The organism is Streptomyces catenulae (assembly GCF_000718015.1).
In the GTDB taxonomy this organism is placed as follows: Bacteria; Actinomycetota; Actinomycetes; order Streptomycetales; family Streptomycetaceae; genus Streptomyces; species Streptomyces catenulae.
In genome coordinates this window covers 39,511-64,993 of record NZ_JODY01000006.1, presented here as the reverse complement: position 1 = coordinate 64,993, position 25,483 = coordinate 39,511, and the positions used below count along the sequence as shown (strand labels likewise).

Here is a 25,483-nt window from a genome sequence, read left to right as displayed (position 1 = left end):
GGACGCCGCGGCCGTCCGCGGGGTCAGCTCTTGCTCAGAGCCGCGTCGAGCAGCGGCAGCAGCCGGTCCCAGTGGCGCTGGAAGGCGGCGGCGTCGAAGACGGCGGTGTCGGACATGGTGAAGCCGTGTGCGACGCCCGGGTAGACCTCGGTGGTGTACGGGACCCCCGCGGCGTCCAGCGCCCGGTTGAACTCCTCCCTCGCCTCGGGGGTCATGTCGCCCTCGGCGAGACCGATGTGGACCCGGGCGGTCAGCTCGGGCACCAGACGGTGCGGGCTGTCGGGGGCGTCGGTGACCAGCGCCGCGGGGTGGAACCCGGCGACGGCGGCCACCTGGTCGGGGTGGGCCGTCGCGGTACGCATCGCCAGGACGGCGCCCAGGCAGTAGCCGATCGTGGCGACGGGCCCGGGGGCGACCTCGGGCTGTGCGGTGAGGAACTGCAGATAGGCCGCGGCGTCCCGCAGAACGCGCTCGGTGGTGTGCTCCTGCATCAGCGGCATGATCTGCCCGAAGAGCGCGGGCCGCGACTCCTCGTCGATGTGCTCGGGAAGCTCGAACACCGGCGCCGGGCGGGTGCGGTAGTAGAGGTTGGGGACGAGGACGTAGTAACCGTGATCGGCCAGTTCCTGGGCCATCGTCCGCAGGACGGGCCGTACGCCGAACGCGTCCGGGTACATCAGCACTCCCGGGTGCCGCCCGCCGCCCTCGGGGAAGGCGGCGAAGCCGTCGGCCACGCCGTCCGGGGTGGGGATCCGCAGCGGGGTGAGAGGCATGGTGGCGTTCCTTCCTCGGGCTGGCGTCGGTGCGCAGCCCCGGTCAGGGATGAGGTGTCCAGGAGATCACCTCGGCGCGCGACCGGTCGGCGACCTCACGGGTGGAGCGACGAGAAGAACGGTGGCGGCCGGTCGGGCACGGCCGTGGTCCGTCCCGAGCGTACGGGCCGGAAGCCCGCCGCTCCGGAACGTCAGCCGCCGGACGGGCCCCGTTCACCGGGGTGGTGACGGGCCGTCCGCCGGGCGTTCAGCGGTCTCCCGGCGGCCCCGTGGAGGCGCGGACCTCCAGCCGGGGCGCGAGCCGGGTGGTGGTGCGGGTGCCCGTTCCGGCGCACAGGTCGAGGAGGCGGCGCACAGCCGTGGCGCCCGCCTCCTCGACGGGGAGGGCCAGCGCGGTGACCGGCGGGTCGGTGGCGGCGAAGGCGGTGAGGTCGTCGCCCGCCGCGACGCTCAGGTCGTCGGGGACCCGGCGGCCCGCGGCGCGCAGACCGTGCAGCAGACCGAGGGTGAGATAGCTGTTGTAGCCGAGCACCGCGGTGGCCTCGGCGGGGAGCCGGGAGGCGGCGGCGATGCCCGCGTCGAAGGTGGGCGGCAGCGGGCCCCGTACGTGCAGACGGGCTCCGGCGGCGGCGGTCCGTTCGGCGAGGGCCGCCCGGCGGTGGGTGTCCGACCAGGAGCCGGGCGGGCCGGAGATGTACGCGAGGTCGCGGTGGCCCAGCTCCAGGAGGTGGTCGGCGAGGCGGGTGGCGCCCTCCTCGGCGTCGAGGACGACGGCGGGCAACCGGCCGACGCGGCGGTCGACGAGGATCAGCGGGCGCTGCCGGGCGTGCTCGCGCAGCGCGGCGTCCGTGCCGACGGGCGCCACCATGACGACGCCGTCGGCCTGTTCGCCCAGGCGCGCGGCGAGCGCCGCCTCCCGGTCGGCGTCCGCCTCGGAGACGCTGATGAGCAGATGGGCGTCGGCCTCCTCGGCGGCGCGTTGCGCGCCGAGGACCAGCGGGGAGAAGAAGGGGTTGGCCAGCGTCGGCACGATCAGGCCGATCAGCCCGGTACGGCCGGTGGTCAGCGCGCGGGCGCTGCGGTTGGGCTGGAAGCCGAGGCTCGCCGCGGCGGCCCGTACCTTCGCGCGGGTCGCCTCCGTCACCATCTCCGGGCGGGTCAGCGCGCGCGAGGCGGTGGCCTTGGAGACCCCGGCCGCGCGTGCCACGTCCGCGAGTGTCGCCATCTGCTGCCTCCTTGCGGCCGGGCGTCGGCCGGACGTCGGCGCGGGTGCGCGGTCCGGGCGTCCGATGCTAGTGCAACCGCTCTCTGAAACCGGTTCCCCGGGCGTCCGGGGGCACCCGCCGGGGCCGCAACGCGCGGGCGCGGGCGCCCCGGAGAGGTCCGGGACGCCCGCGCCGTACGGCTGTGCCGGTCAGGGGATGGCGGGCAGGTCGCTCGCGCCCACGGCGGCGGCCTTGACGCTCTTCTTGGCGGGCTCGGGGGTGGCGTGCGGGGCGCACGTCACGTCCTTGGCGTCGGTCCTGCCCTCCAGGAGGTAGGCGTCGACCCGGTCGTTGATGCAGGGGTTGACCAGACCGGTGACGCCGTGCGAACCGGCGTCCTTCTCGGTGATCAGCCGCGAACCGGCGAACCGCTTGTGCAGCTCGACCGCGCCCTCGTACGGGGTGGCGGCGTCGCGGGTGCTCTGGACGAGCAGCACCGGCGGCAGGCCCTTGCCGCTCTTGACGTCGACGGGGCGCTGCTGCTTGGCGGACCAGGTCGCGCAGGGCAGGTTCATCCAGGCGTTCGCCCAGGTCATGAAGGGCGCCTGGGCGTGGACGCGGGTGTTGTCACGGTCCCAGGTGCGCCAGTTCGTGGGCCACTTGGTGTCGGTGCACTCGACGGCGGTGTAGACCGCGTTGCTGTTCTCGGCGGCGATGTTCCCGGCCGTGTCCTTGAGGTTCGGACCGGCGTTCTCGACCAGCGGCTTCTCGTCACCGGCGCGGTAGGCGCTCCACACCTCGGCGGCGGGTGCCCACATCGAGTCGTAGTAGGGCGCCTGCTGGAAGAAGCCGATCAGCTCGGCGGGACCGACGAGGCCGCCGATGGGCTTCTTCTTGGCGCCCGCGCGCAGCTTCTCCCACTCCGCCTGGACCTTCTCGGGGGTGTCACCGATGTGGTAGGTCGCGTCGTTCTTGGCGACCCACTTCTTCCAGTCGCCCCAGCGGGTCTCGAACGCGACGTCCTGGTCGAGGTTGGCCTGGTACCAGACCTTCTCGCGCGCGGGGTTGACGACGCTGTCGACGACCATCCGGCGGACGTGGTCCGGGAAGAGCGTGCCGTAGACGGCGCCGAGGTAGGTGCCGTAGGAGACGCCGAGGTAGTTCAGCTTCTTCTCGCCGAGCGCGGCGCGGATGACGTCCATGTCGCGGGCGGTGTTGGGCGTCGTGAGGTAGGGCAGCAGGTCGCCGCTGCGGGCGGCGCAGCCGTCGGCGTACTCCTTGGCGAGCTTGCGCTGGGCGCGCTTGTCCGCCTCGTTGCCGGGGACCGGGTCGGCCTTGGGGGCGCTGACGAACTCCTGCGGGTCGACGCAGGAGATGGCGGCGGAGTGGCCGACGCCGCGCGGGTCGAAGCCGACGAAGTCGTAGGCGGCGGAGGTCTTCTTCCACAGCGGGTTGTCGCCGGTGACGCGGGTGGGGAAGCGCATTCCGGAGCCGCCGGGGCCGCCGGGGTTGTAGATCAGGGCGCCCTGTCGCGCGTCCTTGCCGCCGGTGTTGCCGACCCGGTCCACGGCGATCTTGATGGTGCGGCCGTCGGGGCGGGCGTAGTCGACGGGGACGGTGACGTAGCCGCACTGGATCGGGGCCTTCAGGCCCCAGTCGGCGGGGCAGTCCTGCCAGTTGACGCCCGCGGCGGCGGCGCGGGCGGCGGCGGTCCGCACTCCGCGGTCCGCGGCGGAGGAGGCGGGGTGGCGCTCACCGGCGGTGGCGGGGGTGGCGGTGACGGCTCCGGCGAGGAGCGTCCCGGCCACCAGGGTTCCGGCGGCGCCGAGTGCTGCTGTTCTTCTCACGTGGTGGTTCCCCCTGCAGGGTGCGCCGCACATGGCGGCTGATCACGGCATGACTAGGGGGATCCTGCCGTCCCGCACCCCACCAGGAGAAGATTCGAACATCATTTCTTTATCAATCTGTAGGAATCGTGAGGGAGATGGGGGATGTGCACCCCCTCCCTTCCGCCCCACCCGCCACCTCCCGGACCTTCCTCCCCTGCCGTTACGGACAGTGGTGGCCGGGATGGTTCCAGCACGGCCGGAATCCGTCGTCGCCCCCGCGTTTCGCGGCGCTCCGGGGGCGTTTCCGGGGCGGCGCATGGGCAACCGGCCAGGGAGAACGGCCTGTTCGGCGTCTGATGCGCGGCGGGCACCGTCACGCTGGGTGCCCGCGGCGCCGCGCGACGGACCAGAACGCGTCAATCGTCCGTCATGTACGTTCCGCCTCTGTGCCGGAACGCGCACGGTGAGTAGCCTTCAAGCGGGCTCTCCTCCGTGCCAGCCGTGCGGGGAGAGCTGTCGGCGTTTCGCCTCCGTCCCGTGACCGAGAAGGAGTTCCGCGTGCCGGGTATCGATCAGGTGTTGTCCGAGGCGATGGGTATCCCCGGCGTTCTCGGCGCCGGGCTGATCGACTGGACCAGCGGGCTGTCCCTCGGCACCGCGGGCCGGGCGCCGGGGAACGACCACGACGCCGCGGCCGCGGACACCGCCGAGGTCGTCCAGGCGGTCCAGCGCAGCGCCACCTTCGACTCCGGCGCCGACGGGGCGCGACCGGGTCTGGAAGACCTGATCCTCACCGCCGCCGGGGGCTACCACCTCATCCGCTTCGTCCACACCGCCTTCGACAGTCAGACCTACCTGTACCTGTATCTGGACCGGGAGCGGGCCAATCTGGCCGTCGCACGCAGGCGGCTGCACGATCTGGCGGCCGGGCTCGTGCCGGGCTGACCGCGCGGGCTCTCCCGCGCCGCCGCGACACGCCTGGCGGCCCCTGGCACCCGACGGTGCGCGGGGCCGCTCCCGGCCCCGGTACCGCTCGACCGGACACGCTAGGGGAACGCCATGGGCCAGTCCGCCTCCACTCCCCCGACCGGACCGGACGGCCCGCTCGCGCGACTCGCCGCCGAACGGGCCACCGGCGCACTCCACTTCCCCGGCGGCCGCATCCGTCTGCGCGACGGTGCGGTCTCCTGGGTGGAGTGCGACGACCTGCCCGGATCCGCCGCACCCGCACCGCCCCGCGAGGGCGGACGACCACGCCGTCCGCGGCAGGGCCGGACGGCCCGCGGCGGGGCGGGCGGGCAGGCGCGGGCCACCGGGCCGGAGAGTCTGGTGCTCCGGCAGATCCGCCATCTGACGGTGCTGCTGGACGCGGCGTTCCTGGTGCTGCCGCTGCCCGCGGAGGGCACCTCATTCACGTCCGGGGCGGAGCACTGCCCGGCGGCCGTACGGCAGGTGGGCGTCGCCGCGCTGCTGCGGGCGGTCGCCGCCCGCCGGGCGCAGCTGGACGCCTGGCGGACCTGGGCGGCGGTGGACGGCGCGCCCGTCGTCCTGGCACCGGACACCCGCCGCGAGGACGGTCCCGGCTGGCGGGCCCGGCTGCTGCTGGGCGGCGCCGACGGGCGGCGCACCCCCGCCGGGCTCGCCCAGACGCTGGGCCACTCGGTGTTCTGGACGCTGGTGGAGGTCCGGCGGCTGGCGGCGGGCGGGCTGATCGTGCTGCCGGAGGGAACAGCCGCCGCCGACACGGCGACCGCGGGCGGCACGGGGACGACCGGCGGTACGGACCCGTCCGGCGGTGCGGAGACGGGCGGCGGGACGTCGGCCGCGGGACGTCCGGCGTCCTCCGCCGGCAAGGCGACCACCGGCGGCAGGAAGACGGGTGGCGGCCCGGCGGCGGGTGGCGGGAAGAGCACCGGCCGCGCGGCGAAGACCGGCGGCGCGGACGCGTCCGGCGCCCCGGAGGCGTCCGGCGGCAGGCCCGCGGGCCGCAGCGGTGGCGGGACCACACGGCCCGGTGGGTCCGGGCGGCCGCGCAGCGGCGGGGAGAAGCGTTCCGGCACGGCCGGGCGGGAGCGGAGCGGTCCGGACAAGCGGTCGGGCACCACACCGCCGCTGCCGACGCGTGGCGGCGCCGGTGGCCGCGATGGCGGGCTGCCGACCCGTACCCCGGCGGGCGGCCGGAGCGGCGGAGCGGCGCCGCGGGCCGCCGGGCGGGAGCGGGACACGGAGCGGCCGACGCACTCCGCCGCGGACGACGGCGGCGAGGCGCCGGGCACGCTGCCGCGGCGGCGGCCGGGGGTGTGCCTGGAGGAGGCGCGGGAGCGGGAGCCGCAGCCGGCCGCCGGGGTGCCGGGGCTGCCGTCCGGACTGCCGGAGACCGCCGACCCCGATGTCACCCTCCTCACCCGCCTGCGTACGGCACTGGAGGAGAACCTGTGAACCGTTGTGACGACCCGTGAGACGCGCCTTCGCACGGCGTGCCGAGAAGAGGAGACTGATGACGATACAGCCCAGGGTGCGGGACGAACTGCACGCGCTGCGCGACCAGGTGCGCCATCTCCGCGGCGGCATGGTGGCCAGTGCGGACGGCATGGTCATCGCCCACGATCTGCGGAACATCGAACCGGACGCCCTCGCCGCGCTCACCGCGGCGGCCATCGGCGTCGCCAAGCGGCTCACCGAGGCGACCGGTCAGGGCGGCTTCGAGGAGACCCTCACCCGCGGCACACACGGCTATGTCGCGGCGTACGCGGCGGGCGCGCGGGCGGTGCTGACGACGGTGGGTGGCCCGGACATCAACGTGGGGCGGCTCCACCTCCAGGCCCGGCAGGCGGCGGAGCGCATCGGCGCGCTGGTGGACGAGGCGCCCGCCCCGGACCCGTCCTGATCCCGCCGCCGCACCCGCCCCGTTCTCCCCGGTCGTCGCTCCCCCGGGGCCCGGTCCGGGCCCTGCTCCTCCCGCCCCGCCGCAACCCGTACCCAGAAAGGTGTGCACCGTTATGGCATCCATGGAAAACGCCCTCGCCGATGCGATGTCGACCATCGAAGGCGTCATCGGCATCGCCCTCGTCGATCACACCAGCGGGATGACGCTGGCGGCGCTCGGCGGCAGCAACTCACTGGATATGGAGGTCGCCGCGGCGGGCAACACCGATCTCGTCCGCGCGAAGCTGCGCACGATGGAGATGCTGGAACTCACCGGCTCCATCGAGGACATGCTGATCACGCTCACCTCCCAGTACCACCTGCTCCGGCCGGTGACCGGGCGCCACGGCGCCGGGCTCTTCCTGTACCTGGTGCTCGACCGCAAGCGCGCCAATCTCGCGCTCGCCCGGCACCGGCTCGCCCGGGTCGAGGAGGTGCTGGAGGTCTGAGCGGCCGGGGAGCACGTCCCGGTCTCCGTGGGCCGTGGCGCACGGAGACCGGAGAGCGGCGGCTCAGCCCGGCAGGTTCCGGGCCGCCTCGTCGAGGACGGTGCGCAGCCGCAGGGCGTCCGGGGCGACGGCGGTGGCGAGGACCGCGGGCCCGGTCAGCGGCGCCAGTACGCCCTGCCCGCCGCCCGTGTCCAGCCGCTCCGGCGCGGCCCCGCCCAGCAACCGCACCCGCTGCTCGGCGTCCTCGTACTCCGGCCCGACGACCAGGAGCTGGCCGATCGCGCGGTGGCCGCCGAGGACGGCGGAGGTGTCCCAGCCGGGTACGCCGGGGCCGTAGGCGGTCTCCTGGTCGAGCAGGGTGCGGCCGTCGCGGATGACCGTCAGTCGGCTGTGCAGCCTGCCGGTGCGTTCGTCGGTACGGCCCAGGACCTGTTCCTCGCGCAGGACGAGGCGGGCGGTGGGGGCCAGTTCGACGGTGGTGGTCATCCACAGGTCGCTGCCCTCGGCGCAGATCAGCGGCTCGGGCAGCCAGTCGAGGCGGGCGCCGTCGCCGATGGTCAGCCGGACGTCGTAGGTGGCGGCGTCGCCGGTGCGGCCGGGCAGGGCGACGGTGGCGGCGGCCGCGGTGAGATGGAGCTGCGCCCCGGCCTCGGCGGTGGCCTCGATCGCCAGCCGGTCACCGCCGAGCGGGGCGCTCATCGCGCCCACCATGCAGACGCGGGCCTGCGGCCCCGGGAAGCCGAGCCGACGCAGCGCGAACGGCCCGGAACCGTCCAGGACGGGCAGCCGGGTGACGCCCTGCGCGTCGGTGCGGGCGAGGATGCGGGCGGTGGCCCGCAGTCCGGCGGCGGAGAGGGTGTCGCCGGACGGCCGGGTGGTGGGCGCGGTGATCATGCGGCGCTCGTGGTCCAGTCGGCGAGGCGGTCGCGGACCCAGGCGGCGACGGGGGTGACGCCGCCCTCGGACTTGACGTTGGTGAACACCACGGGGAGTTCGCCGCGCTGCGCCTTGGCGTCGCGGGCCATGCCCTCCAGGTCGACGCCGACGTAGGGCGCGAGGTCGGTCTTGTTGACGATCAGCAGGTCGGCGGTGGTGACACCGGGGCCGCCCTTGCGGGGGATGTCGTCGCCGCCCGCCACGTCGATCACGAAGATCTGGGCGTCGACGAGTCCCTTGGAGAAGGTCGCGGTGAGGTTGTCGCCGCCGGACTCGACGAGGATCAGATCGAGCGGACCGACCTCGTCCTCCAGATCCTCGACGGCTTCGAGGTTGGCGGAGATGTCGTCGCGGATCGCGGTGTGCGGGCAGGCGCCGGTCTCCACCGCCTTGATCCGCTCACCCGGCAGGACCGCTTCGCGGAGCAGGAACTCGGCGTCCTCACGGGTGTAGATGTCGTTCGTGACGACCGCGAGGGAGAGTTCGTCGCGCAGCGCCCGGCACAGGGCCGCGACGGTGGCGGTCTTGCCGGTGCCGACCGGGCCGCCCAGCCCGATCCGCAGGGCGCGGCGGGTCCCGTCGGGGCGGGTGGGCGCCGCCGCGCTGTACGTGTGGCGGTGCGGGAAGATCTCGTCGAGTTCGTGGTCGAGGTGCATACAAACTCCGTAAGTCGTGCGGGCGCGCGAGGCGCCGGTGGGCCGCCGGGAGCAGGTGGCTCCCGGCGGCGGTGGGTCAGGAGGCGAAGAGGCGGACCGGCCAGGCGGCGTGCTGCTCGGCGGTGATGTCGAGCAGCGGCGCCGACGCGGCGGGCAGTATCCGCGGCCCCTCCGCCGGATAGCGGGCCCCGGCCGCCGCGGCGTCGGCCGCGAGCCGGTCGAGGTCGTCGGCGAGGCGGGCGAGGACGGCGGTGGCGTCGAACGGGTCCAGGCTCAGCAGCCGGACCACGGCCGTCGCCGGACCGCTGACGTTCTCGTACGCCACGGCGTACGCGGCATCCAGCGGCGTCAGCCCGGCGGCGCGGGCCGCGAGGCCCAGCACCACCGGCTGGTGGGCGCCGCGCGGCCGGGCCGCGGCCAGCGCGTCCAGCTCCGCCGACGGCCAGGCCGCCCGGGCCGCCCGCATCATCTGGCGGCCCAGCCGACGGGCGGCGGTGCGCAGCGCCGGGACCGGCGTACGGGCGTCCGCCGCGTCGTCGAGGGCCAGCGGGTCGCCGCCCGCCGCGGTGGCCGCGGCGAGCCCCGCCGCGACCAGCCCGGCGGTGTGCAACCGGCCGCGGCAGAAAGCCTCCAGCGAGGCGGCGTCCGTGATACGGCCGGCCGCCACCGCGGCCTCCGCCCCGCCGGAATGGGCGTGCCCTCCGGCGGGGAAGCGGCCGTCGGCGAGCACCATGAGGGCGGCGCGGTTCATCGCGGGCCTCCGGGGTGCGTGCCGTTCATGGATGAGGTCACCTGCGCCACGTCAGAAGAGGAAGTAGCGCTGGGCCATCGGGAGTTCGGCGGCGGGGGCGGGCTCGACCACCTCGTCGTCGATGGTCACCGTGAAGGTGTCCGGCTCCACGTGGACCCGCGGCAGGGCGTCGTTGTTGCGCATCGACGCCTTGGTGACGGACCGGGTGCTGCGGATCGGCTCGTACGCCTTGGCGAGCGGGAGCCGGTCGGCGATACCGTCCTCGACCGCCTGCGCGGAGACGAAGTTGACGGAGTTGCTGCCCGGGGCCTTGCCGATCGCGCCGAACATGGGGCGCGGCAGGATCGGCTGCGGGGTGGGGATGGAGGCGTTGGCGTCGCCGACCTGCGCGTAGGCGATCTGGCCGCCCTTGATGACGAGCAGCGGCTTGACGCCGAAGAACGCCGGGTCCCACAGCACCAGGTCGGCGAGCTTGCCGTCCTCGACGGAGCCGATGACGTGGTCGATGCCCTGGGCCGCGGCCGGGTTGATGGTGTACTTCGCGACGTAGCGGCGGGCGCGGGTGTTGTCGGCGACGGTGTCGCCGGTCAGCAGGCCGCGGCGCTTCTTCATCACGTGCGCGGTCTGCCAGGTGCGCATCACGACCTCGCCGATACGGCCCATGGCCTGGGCGTCCGAGGACATGATCGAGATGGCGCCGAGGTCGTGCAGGATGTCCTCGGCGGCGATGGTCGAGGGCCGGATGCGGGACTCGGCGAACGCGAGGTCCTCGGGGACCGCCGGGTTGAGGTGGTGGCAGACCATCAGCATGTCGAGGTGTTCCTCGACGGTGTTGACGGTGTGCGGCCGGGTCGGGTTGGTCGACGCGGGCAGCACGTTCGGCTCGGAGACCATGGCGATCATGTCGGGGGCGTGACCGCCGCCCGCGCCCTCGACGTGGAAGGCGTGGATGGAGCGCCCGGCGATGGCCGCGATGGTGTCGCCGAGGAAGCCCGCCTCGTTGAGGGTGTCGGTGTGGATCGCGAGCTGGGCGCCGCTCTCCTCACAGATGTTCAGGCAGGCGTCGAGGACGGCGGGGGTGGCGCCCCAGTCCTCGTGGATCTTGAAGCCGAGGACCCCGGCGCGCAGTTGGTCGCGCATCGAGTCGGCGGACATGGTGTTGCCCTTGCCCAGCAGACCGATGTTGACGGGCAGATTGTCCATCGACTCCAGGAGCCGGGAGATGTGCCAGGCGCCGGGGGTGATGGTGGTGGCCTTGCTGCCCTCGGCGGGGCCGGTGCCGCCGCCGACGAGGGTGGTGACGCCGGAGGCGAGGGCCTCGTCCACCTGCTGGGGGCAGATGAAGTGGACGTGGGTGTCGATGGCACCGGCGGTGAGGATCTTGCCGTTACCGGCGATGATCTCGGTCTCCGGGCCGATGACGAGGTCGGGGTGGACCCCGTCCATCGTCTCGGGGTTGCCCGCCTTGCCCAGCGCGGTGATCCGGCCGTCGCGGATGCCGACGTCCGCCTTGACGATGCCCCAGTGGTCGAGGACGACGACGCCGGTGATGACGGTGTCGGGGGCGCCCTCGGCGCGGGTGACGCGGGATTGGCCCATCGACTCGCGGATGACCTTGCCGCCGCCGAAGACGGCCTCGTCACCGGCGCGACCGGGACCGCCGCTGCGGTCCTCCTCGATCTCGATGACCAGGTCGGTGTCGGCGAGGCGTATCCGGTCGCCGGTCGTGGGGCCGAACAGGTCGGCGTAGTCCTGGCGGGAAAGCTCAGCCATCGAGGGTGCCTCCGGTCTCACCGCGCAGCCCGGCGACGATCCGCTTGCCCGCGAGGGGGACCAGCTCGACCTCGGTGGGAATGCCGGGCTCGAAGCGCACGGCGGAGCCCGCGGCGACGTTGAGCCGCAGGCCGTGCGCGGCCGCACGGTCGAATGCCAGGCCCGGGTTGGCCTCGGCGAAGTGGTAGTGGGAGCCGACCTGCACGGGGCGGTCGGCGGAGTTGAGGACGGTCATGCGCGTGAGGGGGCGGCCTTCGTTGAGGCGGACCGGCTCGTCGGCGTAGAGGATCTGTCCCGGGATCATGTTCTGCTCTCCCGCGGTCAGTTGATGGGTTCGTGAACGGTGACGAGCTTGGTGCCGTCGGGGAAGGTGGCCTCGACCTGCACGTCGTGAATCATTTCGGGGACGCCGTCCATGACGTCGTCGCGGCCGAGTACCTGGCGCCCGGAGGACATCAGCTCGGCGACCGTGCGGCCGTCGCGTGCCCCTTCGAGGATGTGGGCGGTCAGCAGCGCTATGGATTCCGGGTGGTTGAGCTTCAGCCCCCGTGCTCGTCGCTTTTCGGCCACGTCGGCTGCCACATGAATCATCAGGCGTTCCTGCTCATGCGGGGTCAGTTGCATACGTTCCACCTCACAGACTTCCTGCCCGGGTATGCGTTCGCCCAGGTCACAGGCGTGGACACGCCCGTATGGGTAGATGTATCACACAGCGACTAAAGGGAAAGCAAACCACCCCTCAGCAAGAGGTCATCAACACCCCACCGCACAGAGGCTAGTTCGGTCCCATTTCCGTGGCGTTACATGCCCGGCCACCTGCGGAACCCTTCTCAGCGCTGGAGAGTGGGCGCCTCCCTTACCGGGAGTTACCGAGTGGCAACCGAATTTCCCTTCCGGATTTCTCACGCCGGAAATTCCCGACAGCCGGAATACGGTGGCGAATTCCACATCCCGGAACACCCGCCGGACCGATCGGACACCCCATGCCGGGTGCGGCGAATTGGATGCTCCGGGCAATCCGGACCCGCCACCGCTCGACGAACACCACTGTCCGGTATCCGCTCTTGACGGGGCGGAGATCGCTCACGATCCTCATGTGCGCGTCAAACGCTCCGCACCACCCCCCACACCAGTATCGGAGCCACACCGTGACTCGCACCGCCCGTACCCGTCGCCTCACCCTCGCCACCGGCGCCTGCGCCGCCGTCGTCGGACTGCTCGGCGTCGCGGCCAGCGCCCAGGCGACCGCGCCGACCGCCGCACCCGACATCCCGGTGGCCGACGTCAAGGCCGACCTCGCCAAGCTCCAGTCCATAGCCGACGCCAACAACGGCACCCGCGCCCACGGCACCGCCGGGTACCAGCAGTCGCTCGACTACGTGAAGGGCAAGCTGGACGCCGCCGGGTTCACCACGAAGGTCCAGGAGTTCACCAGCGGCGGCGAGAAGGGGGCCAACCTCATCGCCGACTGGCCCGGCGGCGACGAGAGCAAGACCGTGATGTCCGGCGCCCACCTCGACTCCGTCCCCGCGGGCCCCGGCATCAACGACGACGGCTCCGGTTCGGCCGGGATCCTGGAGGTCGCGCTCGCGGTCGCCAAGGCGGACCTCAAGCCCACCAAGCACCTGCGGTTCGGCTGGTGGGGCGACGAGGAGGACGGCATGGTCGGCTCCTCGCACTACGTCGACTCGCTCGGCGCCGACACCGCGAAGTTCGACTCGTACCTGAACTTCGACATGATCGGCTCCCCCAACCCGGGCTACTTCGTCTACGACGACGACACCCGGCTGGAGAAGGTCTTCAAGGACTACTTCGCCTCCAAGAGCATCGCCACCGAGAAGGAGACCGAGGGCGACGGCCGCTCCGACCACGCGCCGTTCAAGGACGCCGGGGTCCCGGTCGGCGGGCTGTTCTCCGGCGCCGACTACATCAAGACCGACGCGCAGGCCAAGGCGTGGGGCGGCGAGGCGGGCAAGGCGTTCGACGCCTGCTACCACGAGGCCTGCGACACCGCGAAGAACATCGACGACAAGGCGCTGGAGAACCACACCAACGCCATCGCCCACGCGATCTGGGAGCTCAGCTCCTGACCTTCCGCGCCCCACGCACCACCGACCGGCCCCACCCGGCCGGCCGCGGCCCGGTCGCCCTCCCGGCGGCCGGGCCGCGGCCTGTCCCGGCGGCGGCCGGACACCGCACGCCACCGCCCCGGGGACGGCCGCGCCCGACGCCCCTCGCCCGACCGGGCTCGCCCGCACGGACCAGCCGGTTCCGGGCCTCCGCGGGGGCGTCGCGTTGCGGAACCCCGGTGCGAAGCGCACCGCGTGCGGACGCTTTCCCGCTGGTCCGGGGCGCGCGGCCGGATCCGGCGGCCACCACCGGACACCCCGAAAGTACCAATTGCCACATTTGTGACCAATGTCACACTCCGTCATTTCGGCGCGGAATCCGGCCGCCCGATGCGTGACGATCCCCTGGACGACAAGCCCCCGCCGCAGCGGCGGGGCGGTCCGGGCGGACGCCGAATCCTGCCGCCGTCCCGGACGTCAGGTCGACGCGGACGCACCGGCAGGAGCGGAGGACCCGAGCACGACGGGACCACGGCGCGGGGCACACGCCCCGCGCCGACGGGTCCCTTGGGGTGAAGCCGTACGCATGGCCGGGCACCTTCGCCTGCCCGAACCCGACAGGTCTTCCTTCGCAGGCGGCTGACGAAGGGTTTGCGCATGACTGTGCGCATGCATGTGCCGGCCGCGGTCGCCCGCGCCGGAACCATCTCCGCTCTCACACTCGCCACCGTCGGCGCGACCGTCGCGCTCCCCCCGGGCGCCGACGCCACCTCCGTCTCCGCCACGGCGGTCCGGATCGCCGCGTCCAAGAAGGGCGCGCCCTACCAGTACGGCGCCCGGGGGCCGCACCGCTTCGACTGCTCGGGGCTGACGCAGTACGCCTTCAAGCGCGCCGGACGGAGCCTGCCCCGCACCGCCGCCGCGCAGTACAACCGCACCCGGCACATCCGCGCCACCGCCCGCAAGGCCGGTGACCTGGTCTTCTTCCATGGCGGCGGGGGCGTCTACCACGTCGGGATCTACGCCGGTCACAGCCGCATCTGGCATGCGCCGCGCACCGGCACCGTCGTCCGGCTGGAGAAGATCTGGACCGGCTCGGTGTCGTACGGCCGGGTCGGCTGAGCGGTGTGGCCGCCCGTCACTCCCCGGCGGGCGGCCACGGCAGCCGCACCCGGACGGTCTTGCCGCCGCCCGGCTCCGCCACCGTCGCCACCTCTCCCCCGGACTCGGCGGCCAGCAGGCCGACGATGAGCAGCCCGCGGCCACCGTCCCGGCACAGATCGGCGGCGAGCCGCCGCGGCGGCCGGGGGTCACGGTCGGTGACCCCCGCGGTCAGCGTCTCGTCGCGGTCGAGCCGCAGGGCGACGGTGAAGTACGGGGAGGTGTCGCCGGTGTGCCGGACGGCGTTGGTGGCGAGTTCGGAGACGATCAGCCGGACCGCGTCGCCGAGCGGCGCGGCCCGGTCCAGACCCCAGGCGCCGAGCACCGCGGAAACGTGCCTGCGCGCGGCGGCGACCGACTCCGGTGTGCCGGGGAGGGTCAGGGTGGATTCCTGGTGATCTGCCATCGCGGTGCCGTCCTTCTTCCCAACGGGGGTCGGATCCGGCGCACGGGCGGGAGGCGGGACGCCGCTCGGTCACCGAGTCGGCCGCGCACGCCGGGGTGCGGACCGGCGGTCCATGCTGCCGGTACGCCCCGCCATCCACCACGAAATGCCCATATCTCTCGCCCGAAGCGGTGAATCCTCCGGTGCGGGCGCGGGTCGCAGGCCCGCGGCGGCCGCCCGGCGGCTAACGGCGGCTCCGGCGCATCCGCCGCCCGGGCGGGTCAGCCGCGCGGCGCGGTCTCCGCCAAGGTGCGTACCGCCGTACGCAGCTGGGCGTCCGTCAGGTCGGCGCGGGCCGTCAGGCGGACCCGGGAGATCCCGTCGGGGACGGACGGCGGGCGGAAGCAGCCGACGAGCAGTCCGGCGGCGCGGCAGTCGGCCGCCCAGCGGACGGCGGCGTCCGGCGAGGGCGCGCGGACCGCGACGACGGCGGCGTCCGGCCGGACCGCCGCCAGCCCGGCGGCGGTCAGCCGGTGGTGCAGCGCGGCGGCGACCTCGCGGGTGCGGGCCGCGCGCTCCGGTTCGCGGCGCAGCAGCCGCAGGGCGGCGAGGGCGGCGCCGACCGCCGCCGGGGCCAGCCCGGTGTCGAAGATGAACGTCCGCGCGGTGTTGACCAGATGCTCGATGACCCGCGCCGGGCCGAGGACCGCGCCGCCCTGGGAGCCGAGGGACTTCGACAGCGTCACGGTGGCGACGGTGTCCGGGGCACCGGCGAGCCCGGCGGCGGCGACGGCGCCGCGTCCGCCGTCGCCGAGCACCCCGAGCCCGTGGGCGTCGTCGACGAGGAGACCCGCGCGGTGGCGGCGGCAGGCGGCGGCGAGGGCGGGCAGCGGCGCGGCGTCGCCGTCGACGGAGAACACCGCGTCGGTGACGGCGAGCGCCCGGCCGCCGTGCGCGGAGAGCGCGGCGTCCACGGCGGCGGGGTCGGTGTGGGCGACGACGGCCGTACGGGCGCGGGAGAGGCGGCAGCCGTCGATGAGGGAGGCGTGGTTCGCGGCGTCGGAGACGACGAGGGTGCCGGTGCCGGTGAGGGCGGTGACGGCGGCGAGGTTGGCGGCGTACCCGGAGGAGAGCACCAGCGCCGCCTCGACGCCGCAGAACGCGGCGAGTTCGGCCTCCAGCGTGGTGTGGAGTTCGGTGGTGCCGGTGACCAGCCGGGAGCCGGTGGCACCGGCGCCCCAGCGGTGCGCGGCCTGCGCGGCGGCGCGGGTGACCAGCGGGTGGCGGGCGAGTCCGAGGTAGTCGTTGCTCGCCAGGTCCAGCAGTTCGCAGTGGGCGGAGCGGGGGCGCAGGGTGCGGCGCAGACCGGCACGGAGCCGTGCCGCGTGGGCCTCGTCGAGCCAGTCGAACGCCGCGCCGGGGTCCGGCGGGGCCGCGTCGGCGCGGGGGGCGTCGCGGGGTGGCGGCAGGGCGGGATCCGCTGGCATCGGCTTCCTTCGCTTCCCTTGCGGCCCCACCCGCGGGGGCCGTCGGCAGGGCGGGCGGGGTCGTTGGCGATTGTGGACTGCCGATAGACGTTAGCGGTCGTTCCACCGCCCCAGGGTGTGGTGATACACACACCCCGATCTGGGCGCGTTGTGGGAATCCTCCTTGGCCAGGGGTACCGGCGTACGCCAGGATCGTCGCCATGGAGCTGCTGAACACGTTGGTGGAGAAGGGGCTGCGGCGCGAGCTGCCGACCCGTGAAGAGGCGCTCGCCGTACTGGCGACGTCCGATGACGACCTGCTCGACGTCGTGGCCGCGGCCGGCCGGGTGCGCCGCAAATGGTTCGGCCGGCGGGTGAAGCTCAACTACCTCGTCAACCTCAAGTCCGGGCTCTGCCCCGAGGACTGCTCGTACTGCTCGCAGCGGCTCGGGTCGAAGGCGGAGATCCTCAAGTACACCTGGCTGAAGCCGGAGGAGGCGTCACGGGCGGCGGCCGCCGGGGTGGCCGGGGGCGCCAAGCGGGTGTGCCTGGTGGCCAGCGGGCGCGGGCCGACCGACCGGGACGTCGACCGGGTGTCGGAGACCATCTCCGCCATCAAGGAGCAGAACGAGGGCGTCGAGGTGTGCGCCTGCCTCGGGCTGCTGACGGACGGCCAGGCCGGACGGCTGCGGGAGGCCGGGGCGGACGCCTACAACCACAACCTCAACACCTCCGAGGCGACCTACGGCGACATCTGCACCACCCATGACTTCGGGGACCGGGTGGAGACCGTCAAGCAGGCGCAGGCGGCCGGGATGTCGGCGTGCTCCGGGCTGATCGCCGGGATGGGCGAGAGCGACGCGGACCTGGTCGACGTGGTGTTCGCGCTGCGGGAGCTGGACCCGGACTCGGTGCCGGTGAACTTCCTGATCCCGTTCGAGGGGACGCCGCTGGCGAAGGAGTGGAACCTCACCCCGCAGCGGGCGCTGCGGATCCTGGCGATGACCCGTTTCGTCTGCCCGGACGTCGAGGTGCGGCTGGCCGGTGGGCGCGAGGTGCATCTGCGGAGCATGCAGCCGCTGGCGCTGCACCTCGTCAACTCCCTCTTCCTGGGCGACTACCTGACCAGTGAGGGCCAGGCGGGCAAGGACGATCTGGCGATGATCGCGGACGCCGGTTTCGAGGTGGAGGGCACCGACACCACCACGCTGCCCGAGCACCGGGTCCCGGGCGGGACCTGCGGTGACGGCGGCTGCGGCGACGGCGGGGCGGGCGGCTGCCACGGCGCCGCCGAGGTCCCCGAGCAGGCCGCCGCCTCCGGTGACGCCCCCTCCGACGAGGTGCGGCGCGGTCTGGTGGCGGTACGCCGCCGGGGCGCGGGCACGGAGCTGCCGCCCAATGCCTGAGCCGCTCTCCCCGGCCGATCTGCTCGCCCTCGACCGGCAGCACGTCTGGCATCCGTACGGTCCGATGCCCGGGCGCGCCGAGCCGCTGGTGGTCGAGGAGGCGGCCGGGGTGCGGCTGCGGCTGGCCGAACCGGCGGGCGGGCACCGCGAGTTGGTCGACGGGATGGCGTCGTGGTGGTCGGCGGTGCACGGCTACCGCCACCCGGTGCTGGACGAGGCGGCGCGCGAGCAACTGGGGCGGATGAGCCATGTGATGTTCGGCGGGCTCACCCATGAGCCCGCCGTGCGGCTGGCCGAGCGGCTGGTCGCGATCACGCCGGAGCCGCTGCGCCATGTCTTCCTCGCCGACTCCGGTTCGGTGGCGGTCGAGGTCGCCGCCAAGATGTGTCTGCAGTACTGGCGGTCGGTGGGCCGCCCGCGCAAGCAGCGGCTGCTGACCTGGCGCGGCGGCTACCACGGCGACACCTGGCACCCGATGTCGGTCTGCGACCCCGAGGGCGGGATGCACGAGCTGTGGCGGGGCGTCCTGCCGCGGCAGATCTTCGCGGACGCGCCGCCGCCGGGCTTCGACGCCCCGGTCGACGCGGCGTACGCCACGCATCTGCGGGAGCTGATCGCCCGGCACGCCGACGAGTTGGCCGCGGTGATCGTGGAGCCGGTGGTGCAGGGCGCGGGCGGGATGGCGTTCCACAACCCGGGCTATCTGCGGGTGCTGCGCGAGGCGTGTGACGCCCACGGGGTGCTGCTGGTCTTCGACGAGATCGCCACCGGCTTCGGCCGCACCGGCTCGCTCTTCGCCGCCGGGCACGCCGGGGTCGCCCCGGATGTGATGTGTCTGGGCAAGGCGCTGACCGGCGGTTATCTGACGCTGGCGGCGACGCTCTGCACCGCGGAGGTGGCGGCGGGCATCTCCCGCGGCGAGGTGCCGGTGCTGGCGCACGGCCCGACGTTCATGGGCAATCCGCTGGCCACCGCGGTCGCGGGCGCCAGCGTCGATCTGCTGCTGTCGCAGGACTGGGCGGGCGAGGTGCGCCGTATCGGGTCCGGGCTGCGGACCGGGCTAGCGGCGGCCCGGGAGCTGCCCGGGGTGCGGGACGTCCGGGTGCTGGGCGCGATCGGAGTCGTCCAGCTCGATCACGAGGTCGACATGGCCGCGGCGACGGCGGCGGCGGTCCGGGAGGGCGTGTGGCTGCGCCCGTTCCGGGACCTCGTCTACACCATGCCGCCGTATGTCACCGGCGACGACGACGTGGCCCGGATCTGCGCCGCGGTGTGCGCGGCCGCCCGGGAGGGCTGACGGCGCGGGCGCCCCGCTCCCCCCGGGGCGCCCTCCCCTGCGGGGTTCCTCTGTACGACAAGCTGAAGGAGACACCATGACGGTGCTGTTCGTGACGGGTACCGGCACCGGGATCGGCAAGACCGTGACGACGGCGGCGCTCGCGGCGGCGGCGCTCGCGGACGGCCGTTCGGTGGCCGTGCTCAAGCCCGCGCAGACCGGCGTCGGGCCGGATGAGCCGGGTGACGCGGCGGAGGTGGCGCGGCTGGCCGGGGCGGTGACGACGGAGGAACTGGCGCGGTTCCCCGAGCCGTTGGCCCCGGCGACGGCGGCGGCGCGGGCGGGCCGGACGCCGGTCGGGCCGCAGCAGGTCGCCGACGCCGCGGAGAAGCTGGCTGCCTCGCACGACCTGGTGCTGGTGGAGGGCGCGGGCGGGCTGTTGGTGCGGTTCGACGCGGACGGCCGCACGCTGGCGGACGCGGCGCGGCTGGCGGGCGCGCCGGTGCTGGTGGTGACGGAGGCGGGGCTGGGCACGCTCAACGCGACCGCGCTGACCGCGCTGGCGCTGCGCACCCACGGTCTGCGCTGTGCGGGCGTGGTGATCGGCAGTTGGCCCGCCGCACCGGATCTGGCCTCCCGCTGCAACCTCGCCGACCTGCCCGAATCGGCCGACGCCCCGCTGCTCGGCCTGGTGCCGGAGGGCGCCGGTGGCCTGCCGCCGGGCGCGTTCCGCTCCGCGGCCCCGGGGTGGCTGGCCCCCGCGCTCGGCGGCTCGGGGACGTTCCGGCTGCCGGGGTGAGCGGGCGGGGCGGGCCCGGCCATCGGAAAGTGACTCGCCCGGCCGTCCCGCCCCCGGCACACTGACGACCATGACCGGCCGCGGCGACGCCGAACTCCTGGCGCACTGGTACGACGCCTGCAACCCCTGGGGCGTCTGTGACGACTTCTTCCTCGATCTGGTGATGCGGGCCGATGCCGTCCTCGATGTCGGCTGCGGCACCGGCACCCTGCTGCGCCGGGCCCGGGAGCGCGGCCACCGCGGGCGGCTGTGCGGGCTCGACCCGGATCCGGCGATGCTGGCCATCGCCCGCGCGGGCGCCCCCGACGGCCCGACCTGGATCGCGGCCGGTCTGGGCGCCACCACCGACCCGGCGGAGCTGGGCGGTGTCGGCGCGGCGCCGGAGTTCGATCTCGCCGTGATGACCGGCCACGCCTTCCAGGTGCTGTGCACGGACGCGGAGCTGCGGGCCGCGCTCACCGTCGTCCGCCGGGCGCTGGCCCCCGGCGGCCGGTTCGCGTTCGAGACGCGGAATCCGGCGGCGCGGGCGTGGCAGCGGTGGACCCCGGAGCATGCGGTGGCGGTGACCGGCCCGGACGGGGCGCGGGCCCGGATCGCGCACCGGGTGCACCGTCCCGTGGACGGCGGGCTGGTGCGGTTCACCACCACCCTCACCGGGCCCGGTCTGCCGCGTCCCGTACGGGGCGACAGCACCCTCCGCTTCCTCTCCGCGGACGCCCTCGACGGCTTTCTGGCCGGTGCGGGGCTCACCGTCGAGGAGCGCTACGGCGACTGGGACCGTTCGCCGTACGGTCCGGCGAGCCCCGAGATCATCACCGTCGCGGGGGTCAGTCCAGGGCCGCGCCCTTGCGTTCGGGGATGAGGAACATCGCGGCCATGTCGAGGACGTAGAGGACCGCGAGCAGGCCGATGGCCTTCTGGAAGCCGAAGCTCCCGGCGATCAGCGCGACGAGGAGCGGGGCGAAGCCGCCGACGCCGCGGCCCAGGTTGAACAGCACGTTCTGCGCGGTGGCGCGGGCGTGCGTCGGGTACAGCTCGGCGATGAGCGCGCCGTAGCCGCCGGTCATGCCGTTGACGAACGCGCCCATCACGGCGCCGCCGACGAGCAGTGCGACGGGTGTGGTGAGGGTGGCGTAGGCGAGGACGGTGACGACCGCGCCCGCCTGGAAGAGCCAGAAGGTGGGGCGGCGGCCGATGCGGTCGGCGAGGTGGCCGAAGGCGAGGATGCCGCAGGCCATGCCGAGGACGGTGACGGCGGTCCAGGCACCGGACTTGGTGAGGCTGTAGCCGAACTGCTGGGAGAGGTAGCTGGGCAGCCAGGTCATCAGGCCGTAGTAGCCGAAGTTCTGGACGGAGGTGAGGACGAGGACGCCGAGGGTGGCGCGGCGGGCGGCGGGGGTGTCGACGAGGCTGCGCAGCGGTGCGGTGGCCGGACGGGCGCGTTCGGCGGAGGCGGTGAAGGCGGTCGGCTCCCGCATGGTGCGGCGGAAGAGGAACGCGGCGAGGGCGGGCACCACGCCGAGCGCGAAGAGGGCGCGCCAGCCCCAGGCGTTGATGACGGGCGCGGAGACGAGGGCGGCGGCGAGGACGCCCGCCTGCCAGCCGAGGCCGACGTAGGAGGTGCCGCGGGCGCGTTTGCGGCGGGGGAACGCCTCGGCGGCGAGCGCCATGCCGATGCCGAACTCGCCGCCGATGCCCATCCCGGCGAGGAAGCGGAAGGTGGCGAGCTGCGGGAAGTCCTGGGCGAGGGCGGTGGCGCCGGTGAAGACGGCGAAGAGCACGATCGACCAGGACAGCACCCGGATCCGGCCGAGGCGGTCGGAGAGCATCCCGAAGAGCAGTCCGCCGACGACGCAGCCGATGAGGGTGAGGGTGGTCAGCGATCCCGCCTGGGTGGACGTCAGCTGGAGTCCGGCGGTGACGGCGGAGAGCGCGAAGCTGAGGATGAGGAGGTCGAAGCCTTCGAGACCGTAGCCGACGGCGGAGGCGACGACGGCCTTGCGGGCGTAGCGGTCCGCCGCGGGGTCGGGCGCCGCGGGATCCGCGGCCGTCGTCTCGGAGGGGGGCGTGGGTGCCGACGGCGCGGGGTACTGGGGCATGCGTCCTTCAGTGCTGCGTACGGAGGGACGGCCTGTTGACCTGCGGGTCAACGGCCGGGCCGAGGGCGGTCGGTGTCTCCCGTACGGGATGCCGCCGGTGCCGCGTGCCCACCGTGTCCGGCCGCGCGCGGGGCCGAAGGGCCATTCTAGGGGGCGTGGCGCGATCCGTTCGCACGGGCGTCCGATCGCGGGGCCGGTGGCGGCGTCAGACCGTCCAGCTGCGCAGTTCGTCGGCGATGGCGGAGAGTTCGGTGGTGTCGTCCTTGACGAGGCGGGCGAGGTCGCGGACGCGCTCGGGCGAGGTCGCGATCTTCAGCCCGCTGGCGACGAGGTAGCCGTAGGCCACGGCCGTCGCGAACATCGCGTTGGACCGCTCCAACGCCGGTACCCGCAGCAGGATCTGGAGGAGGGCCGCGGCGCGGTCCTGGGGGTCGGTGTAGACGGGGACGCCGATGATCTCCGCCTCGTGGCGGCTGACGGCGGCGACGAGGGCGCCCCAGTCGGTGACCGCGGGGTCGCCCGGGGTGTGCTGTTCGGCGACGAGGAGGAGCCAGGCGAGGTCGATGCGGAGCGTCACTTCTTGCCCGGGTGTCCTTCCCTGCCGCCGGCCGCGCCGCGCGCGGACCCCGCCGCGCCGCGGCCGAATTCCTCGGCGAAGACGCGCTCGTACTGCTTCATGAAGTCGGAGGCGGCCTCGACGAAGGTCTGACCGGCCTCCCCGGCGTCCCGGAGGACCAGCTCCTCGATATAGCGATTCACGCTCACTCCCCGCTGCAGGGCCCGCTCCCGGGCCGCCTCGGCGGTGGCTTCGTCCACGCGGACGTTCAACTGTGTTTTCGCCACGCCTTCACGCTAGCGCGCATCCGCTAGCACCGGCAAGCGGTCCACGGGACGGCAAGCGGAGCCGTACGCCCCGCACCGCCCCGCGGCGCACGCCCCGGCGCGGCTCAGCGGCCGCCCCCGGCGCCACCGGCCTCCTGGGCGAGCGGGACCGGCGGGGGGACGTCCGCCGGGACCGCCGCGGATGCGGCGCCCTCCTCGGCGGGCCCGTGGCCGAGGGCGTGCACACACAGTCCGGCGAGGATCAGCGCCAGCCCGATCCAGCCGATCGGTGCGGGCGCCGCGACGCCGAGCAGCAGCGCCTCGCCGAGCAGTGTGAACGGCACCTCGACCGCCTGGGTCGCCTCGACCGCGCCGAGCGCCGCGGGGCGGTCGCGGACGAGGTCGGTCGCGCGGAAGAAGAGGGTGGTGGCGAGGACGCCGGAGAAGAGCGCGACGATCACGCACTGGAGCACCTGCCCGCCGGACGGCGGCCCCGCGGTGGCGCCCGCGACGGCCGCCAGCACCAGCCACAGCGGCAGCGAACCGAGCGTCATCGCCAGGGTCCGCTGGACGCCGTCGAGCCCGTCCGTACCGAGCAGCATGCGGTTGCCGAGCGGATAGGCGACCGCCGCGATCACCACCGGGACCACCACCTTGAGCGCGGTGGCCGCGCCGGTGTCCCCGGTGTTTTCCAGCTGGGTCAGGACGACCCCGATGACGATCAGTAGGGAGACCAGGACGGTACGGAGCGGGACGCGGTTGCCGCCCAGCGCGCCGATGGCGATGCCCGCGACGATGACCAGCTGCCAGGTCGAGGCGACCAGCCACCCGGCGCCCACCTGGGAGGCCCAGGCGAGCGGCGCGTAGAAGAGGCCGAAGCCGATCGTGGACCAGAGGAGCCAGCGGGCGGGGCGGGCGCGCAGGCTGCGCAGCACCGCGGGCAGACCGCCGCGCACCGCGACCAGCGCGGCCATCGGCACCACCATGAAGAGGTAGCGCAGGCTCGCGGACCACAGCCACGAGCCACCGGACAGGCTCATCCCGCGGTTGAGCACGAAGCTCGTGGCGAATCCGGCGGCGGCGAGGACGCCGAGGGTCATGGGTACGGCGAGGGCCGGTATCCGGCGGGGGTGGCCGGGGCGGGTCCGCACAGTCGTCTCTCCGGTGCTTCCGGGCCGTCGCACCGGATGCATCGAGGCGGCGGACTTCCGACAGGTCAGTGGCCCGGTCACGGTACGGCACGGGGCGTACGCCCGTACGGGCGAGGCCACTTCGAGCGATACGGCTCACACAGAGCCGTGCCGCCCGTCGTCACGCGCCGGGGCGCCGGGCCGTCTCCGTCCAGGTGACCGGCAGGGCGTGGACGCCGTAGACGGTCATGTCGGTCCGCAGCGGCACCTCGGCGGCGGGGACGGCGAGGGCGAGGTCCGGGAAGCGGCGCAGCAGTCCGCCGAGTGCGGCACGCATCTCGATCCGGGCCAGTTGCTGCCCGAGGCACTGGTGGACGCCGTGCCCGAAGGCGAGGTGGCCGCGGGCGTTGCGGTGGAGGTCGAGGGTGTCGGGCTCCGCGAAGCGGCGGGGGTCGCGGTCGGCGGCGAGCAGGGAGACGACGACGGTCGAGCCCGCGGGGACGGTGACGCCGCCCAGCTCGATGTCCTCGGTGGCGTAGCGGTAGAAGAGGTCGGCGACGGAGAGGTACCGCAGCAGCTCCTCGACGGCGCCCGGCAGCAGCTCCGGGTCGGCGCGCACCGCGGCGAGCTGCCCGGGGTTCTCCAGGAGGGCGAATGTGCCCAGGCCCAGCATGTTGGCGGTGGTCTCGTGGCCCGCGAGCAGCAGCAGGAAGGCGACGCCGGTCAGCTCCTCGACGGTGAGGTCGCCGTCGCGGGCCAGATCGGAGAGGAGGTCGTCGCCCGGTGCGGCGCGTTTGCGGGTGACCAGTTCGGCGAGGTAGCCGGTGAGCGCGCCGTACGCGGCCATCTTCTCCTCCAGCGAGACCTCCTTGAGCATGAAACGGGCGGAGTTCGCCTGGAAGGTGCCGCGGTCCTCGTAGGGGACGCCGAGCAGTTCGCAGATGACCAGCGAGGGCACCGGCAGCGCGAACTCCGCGACCAGATCGACCGGCGGGGTCAGCCGCGCGAGGGCGTCCAGCTGCCGTTCGACGAGGTCGGCGAGGTGCGCTTCGAGGCTCCGCATCCGCCGTACGGTGAACGCGCCGGTCAGCTTGCGCCGCAGCCGGGTGTGGTCCGGCGGGTCCATGGCGATGAACAGGCCCGGCACCTGCGGCGACGGTGCGGTCGGTACGGGCATGCCCGGCGTCTCGTACGGGACGTGGAGGATGCCGAGGTCCTGGCGGGAGCTGAACCGGTTGTCGGCGAGCAGCCGCCGGGCCTCCTCGTGGCCGGTGACCAGCCAGCCCTCGTGCCCGTCGGGGAAGCGCAGCGGGCTGACCGGGCGCGCCTCGCGCATCCGGGATATCGCGCGCGGCGGGGCGAAGGGACCGGCGTCGCGCTCGGTGGGAAGGCCGGGGGTGGGTGCGGTGGCGGACATGGGGTGCCCTTTCGTGGCGGAACGGCACGGGGTGGCGGGGCGGCGCCGCACGGTGGTGTGGCGCCGCAGGGCGGAGTAGCGCTGGGACATGGGCATGACACGGATGGGCCCGTGCGGCGGAAGGTACATGCGAGAGTGCGGAACCTTTCCCCCGGC

The 25,483-nt window shown here is 74.2% G+C and carries 26 protein-coding genes; 10 read left to right on the top strand and 16 right to left on the bottom strand.

The features are described 5' to 3' along the window. Positions 1–23 precede the first annotated feature (23 nt). The 3 genes from IF23_RS0108190 to IF23_RS0108180 form a co-directional block, all read right to left on the bottom strand. A complete protein-coding gene (locus IF23_RS0108190; RefSeq protein ID WP_030281379.1) occupies positions 24–773 on the bottom strand; it encodes a dienelactone hydrolase family protein in 750 nt (249 codons plus the stop codon). A 247-nt stretch (positions 774–1,020) separates the two neighbouring features. Further along, the gene (locus tag IF23_RS0108185) at positions 1,021–1,998 is read right to left on the bottom strand and encodes a LacI family DNA-binding transcriptional regulator (RefSeq protein ID WP_030281377.1); all 978 of its coding nucleotides are present in this window, start codon (positions 1,996–1,998) and stop codon (positions 1,021–1,023) included. 189 nt (positions 1,999–2,187) lie between these two features. Then, complete coding sequence (locus tag IF23_RS0108180; protein ID WP_030281375.1) at positions 2,188–3,825, bottom strand: alpha/beta hydrolase; 1,638 nt, start codon at positions 3,823–3,825, stop codon at positions 2,188–2,190. A 540-nt stretch (positions 3,826–4,365) separates the two neighbouring features. On the opposite strand from IF23_RS0108180, the gene IF23_RS0108175 reads away from it, so the two are divergent. From IF23_RS0108175 to IF23_RS0108160, 4 genes are all read left to right on the top strand, one after another. Next, entirely contained in the window at positions 4,366–4,752 is a 387-nt protein-coding gene (locus tag IF23_RS0108175) for a hypothetical protein (RefSeq protein WP_030281373.1), read from the top strand. 114 nt (positions 4,753–4,866) lie between these two features. Then, entirely contained in the window at positions 4,867–6,246 is a 1,380-nt protein-coding gene (locus IF23_RS31940) for a hypothetical protein (RefSeq protein WP_051739414.1), read from the top strand. Positions 6,247–6,304: 58 nt separating this feature from the next. After that, positions 6,305–6,694: a roadblock/LC7 domain-containing protein gene (locus IF23_RS0108165; RefSeq protein WP_030281369.1), complete on the top strand. Its 390-nt coding sequence runs from the start codon at positions 6,305–6,307 to the stop codon at positions 6,692–6,694. 112 nt (positions 6,695–6,806) lie between these two features. Beyond that, positions 6,807–7,181, top strand: coding sequence for a roadblock/LC7 domain-containing protein (locus IF23_RS0108160; protein ID WP_030281368.1), 375 nt, complete (start codon positions 6,807–6,809; stop codon positions 7,179–7,181). A gap of 63 nt (positions 7,182–7,244) precedes the next feature. Here IF23_RS0108160 and IF23_RS0108155 read toward each other — a convergent pair whose 3' ends face one another. The 6 genes from IF23_RS0108155 to IF23_RS0108130 form a co-directional block, all read right to left on the bottom strand. Next, on the bottom strand, positions 7,245–8,075 hold the full coding sequence (locus tag IF23_RS0108155) for an urease accessory protein UreD (protein ID WP_030281366.1): 831 nt from the start codon (positions 8,073–8,075) through the stop codon (positions 7,245–7,247). Next, positions 8,072–8,773 (bottom strand): urease accessory protein UreG, encoded by a 702-nt coding sequence (ureG, locus tag IF23_RS0108150; RefSeq protein WP_030281364.1) that lies wholly within the window; start codon positions 8,771–8,773, stop codon positions 8,072–8,074. The genes IF23_RS0108155 and ureG overlap by 4 nt, the downstream gene beginning before the upstream one ends. 76 nt (positions 8,774–8,849) lie before the next feature. Further along, positions 8,850–9,524, bottom strand: a complete 675-nt coding sequence (locus IF23_RS0108145; RefSeq protein ID WP_030281362.1) for an urease accessory protein UreF — start codon at positions 9,522–9,524, stop codon at positions 8,850–8,852. A 51-nt stretch (positions 9,525–9,575) separates the two neighbouring features. After that, positions 9,576–11,297 (bottom strand): urease subunit alpha, encoded by a 1,722-nt coding sequence (locus IF23_RS0108140; protein WP_030281361.1) that lies wholly within the window; start codon positions 11,295–11,297, stop codon positions 9,576–9,578. Then, positions 11,290–11,601, bottom strand: coding sequence for an urease subunit beta (locus IF23_RS0108135; RefSeq protein ID WP_030281360.1), 312 nt, complete (start codon positions 11,599–11,601; stop codon positions 11,290–11,292). Before IF23_RS0108135 ends, IF23_RS0108140 begins: the two co-directional genes overlap by 8 nt. Before the next feature lie 17 nt (positions 11,602–11,618). Beyond that, positions 11,619–11,921, bottom strand: coding sequence for an urease subunit gamma (locus IF23_RS0108130; protein ID WP_030281359.1), 303 nt, complete (start codon positions 11,919–11,921; stop codon positions 11,619–11,621). Between the two features lie 524 nt (positions 11,922–12,445). On the opposite strand from IF23_RS0108130, the gene IF23_RS0108125 reads away from it, so the two are divergent. Together IF23_RS0108125 and IF23_RS0108120 are read left to right on the top strand one after the other, a co-directional pair. Further along, positions 12,446–13,387, top strand: coding sequence for a M28 family metallopeptidase (locus tag IF23_RS0108125; RefSeq protein WP_030281358.1), 942 nt, complete (start codon positions 12,446–12,448; stop codon positions 13,385–13,387). Between the two features lie 636 nt (positions 13,388–14,023). Then, on the top strand, positions 14,024–14,488 hold the full coding sequence (locus IF23_RS0108120) for a C40 family peptidase (protein ID WP_030281357.1): 465 nt from the start codon (positions 14,024–14,026) through the stop codon (positions 14,486–14,488). Between the two features lie 16 nt (positions 14,489–14,504). Here IF23_RS0108120 and IF23_RS0108115 read toward each other — a convergent pair whose 3' ends face one another. Both IF23_RS0108115 and IF23_RS0108110 read right to left on the bottom strand, forming a co-directional pair. After that, positions 14,505–14,933, bottom strand: a complete 429-nt coding sequence (locus IF23_RS0108115; protein ID WP_030281356.1) for an ATP-binding protein — start codon at positions 14,931–14,933, stop codon at positions 14,505–14,507. 260 nt (positions 14,934–15,193) lie between these two features. Continuing rightward, the gene (locus IF23_RS0108110) at positions 15,194–16,399 is read right to left on the bottom strand and encodes an 8-amino-7-oxononanoate synthase (RefSeq protein WP_078653856.1); all 1,206 of its coding nucleotides are present in this window, start codon (positions 16,397–16,399) and stop codon (positions 15,194–15,196) included. A 200-nt stretch (positions 16,400–16,599) separates the two neighbouring features. Between IF23_RS0108110 and bioB the strand changes: the two genes are divergently transcribed. The 4 genes from bioB to IF23_RS0108090 all read left to right on the top strand — a co-directional run bounded on the left by bioB (position 16,600) and on the right by IF23_RS0108090 (position 20,721). Beyond that, a complete protein-coding gene (gene bioB, locus IF23_RS0108105; protein ID WP_030281353.1) occupies positions 16,600–17,784 on the top strand; it encodes a biotin synthase BioB in 1,185 nt (394 codons plus the stop codon). Next, on the top strand, positions 17,777–19,081 hold the full coding sequence (locus IF23_RS0108100; protein WP_030281350.1) for an adenosylmethionine--8-amino-7-oxononanoate transaminase: 1,305 nt from the start codon (positions 17,777–17,779) through the stop codon (positions 19,079–19,081). The genes bioB and IF23_RS0108100 overlap by 8 nt, the downstream gene beginning before the upstream one ends. 76 nt (positions 19,082–19,157) lie before the next feature. Further along, positions 19,158–19,859: a dethiobiotin synthase gene (gene bioD, locus IF23_RS0108095; protein WP_030281348.1), complete on the top strand. Its 702-nt coding sequence runs from the start codon at positions 19,158–19,160 to the stop codon at positions 19,857–19,859. Between the two features lie 70 nt (positions 19,860–19,929). Then, positions 19,930–20,721: a class I SAM-dependent DNA methyltransferase gene (locus tag IF23_RS0108090; RefSeq protein WP_030281346.1), complete on the top strand. Its 792-nt coding sequence runs from the start codon at positions 19,930–19,932 to the stop codon at positions 20,719–20,721. Here the strand turns inward: IF23_RS0108090 and IF23_RS0108085 are convergent. From IF23_RS0108085 to IF23_RS0108065, 5 genes are all read right to left on the bottom strand, one after another. Next, positions 20,687–21,958: an MFS transporter gene (locus IF23_RS0108085; protein ID WP_051739413.1), complete on the bottom strand. Its 1,272-nt coding sequence runs from the start codon at positions 21,956–21,958 to the stop codon at positions 20,687–20,689. The two genes, IF23_RS0108090 and IF23_RS0108085, sit on opposite strands and share 35 nt — an antisense overlap. A 205-nt stretch (positions 21,959–22,163) precedes the next feature. Beyond that, on the bottom strand, positions 22,164–22,535 hold the full coding sequence (locus IF23_RS0108080; protein ID WP_030281342.1) for a hypothetical protein: 372 nt from the start codon (positions 22,533–22,535) through the stop codon (positions 22,164–22,166). Next, positions 22,532–22,801: a hypothetical protein gene (locus IF23_RS0108075; protein WP_030281340.1), complete on the bottom strand. Its 270-nt coding sequence runs from the start codon at positions 22,799–22,801 to the stop codon at positions 22,532–22,534. Before IF23_RS0108075 ends, IF23_RS0108080 begins: the two co-directional genes overlap by 4 nt. Positions 22,802–22,905: 104 nt before the next feature. Continuing rightward, the gene (locus IF23_RS0108070) at positions 22,906–23,931 is read right to left on the bottom strand and encodes a DMT family transporter (RefSeq protein WP_211266134.1); all 1,026 of its coding nucleotides are present in this window, start codon (positions 23,929–23,931) and stop codon (positions 22,906–22,908) included. Positions 23,932–24,091: 160 nt separating this feature from the next. Beyond that, positions 24,092–25,327, bottom strand: a complete 1,236-nt coding sequence (locus IF23_RS0108065; RefSeq protein ID WP_030281336.1) for a cytochrome P450 — start codon at positions 25,325–25,327, stop codon at positions 24,092–24,094. Between the last annotated feature and the right edge of the window lie 156 nt (positions 25,328–25,483).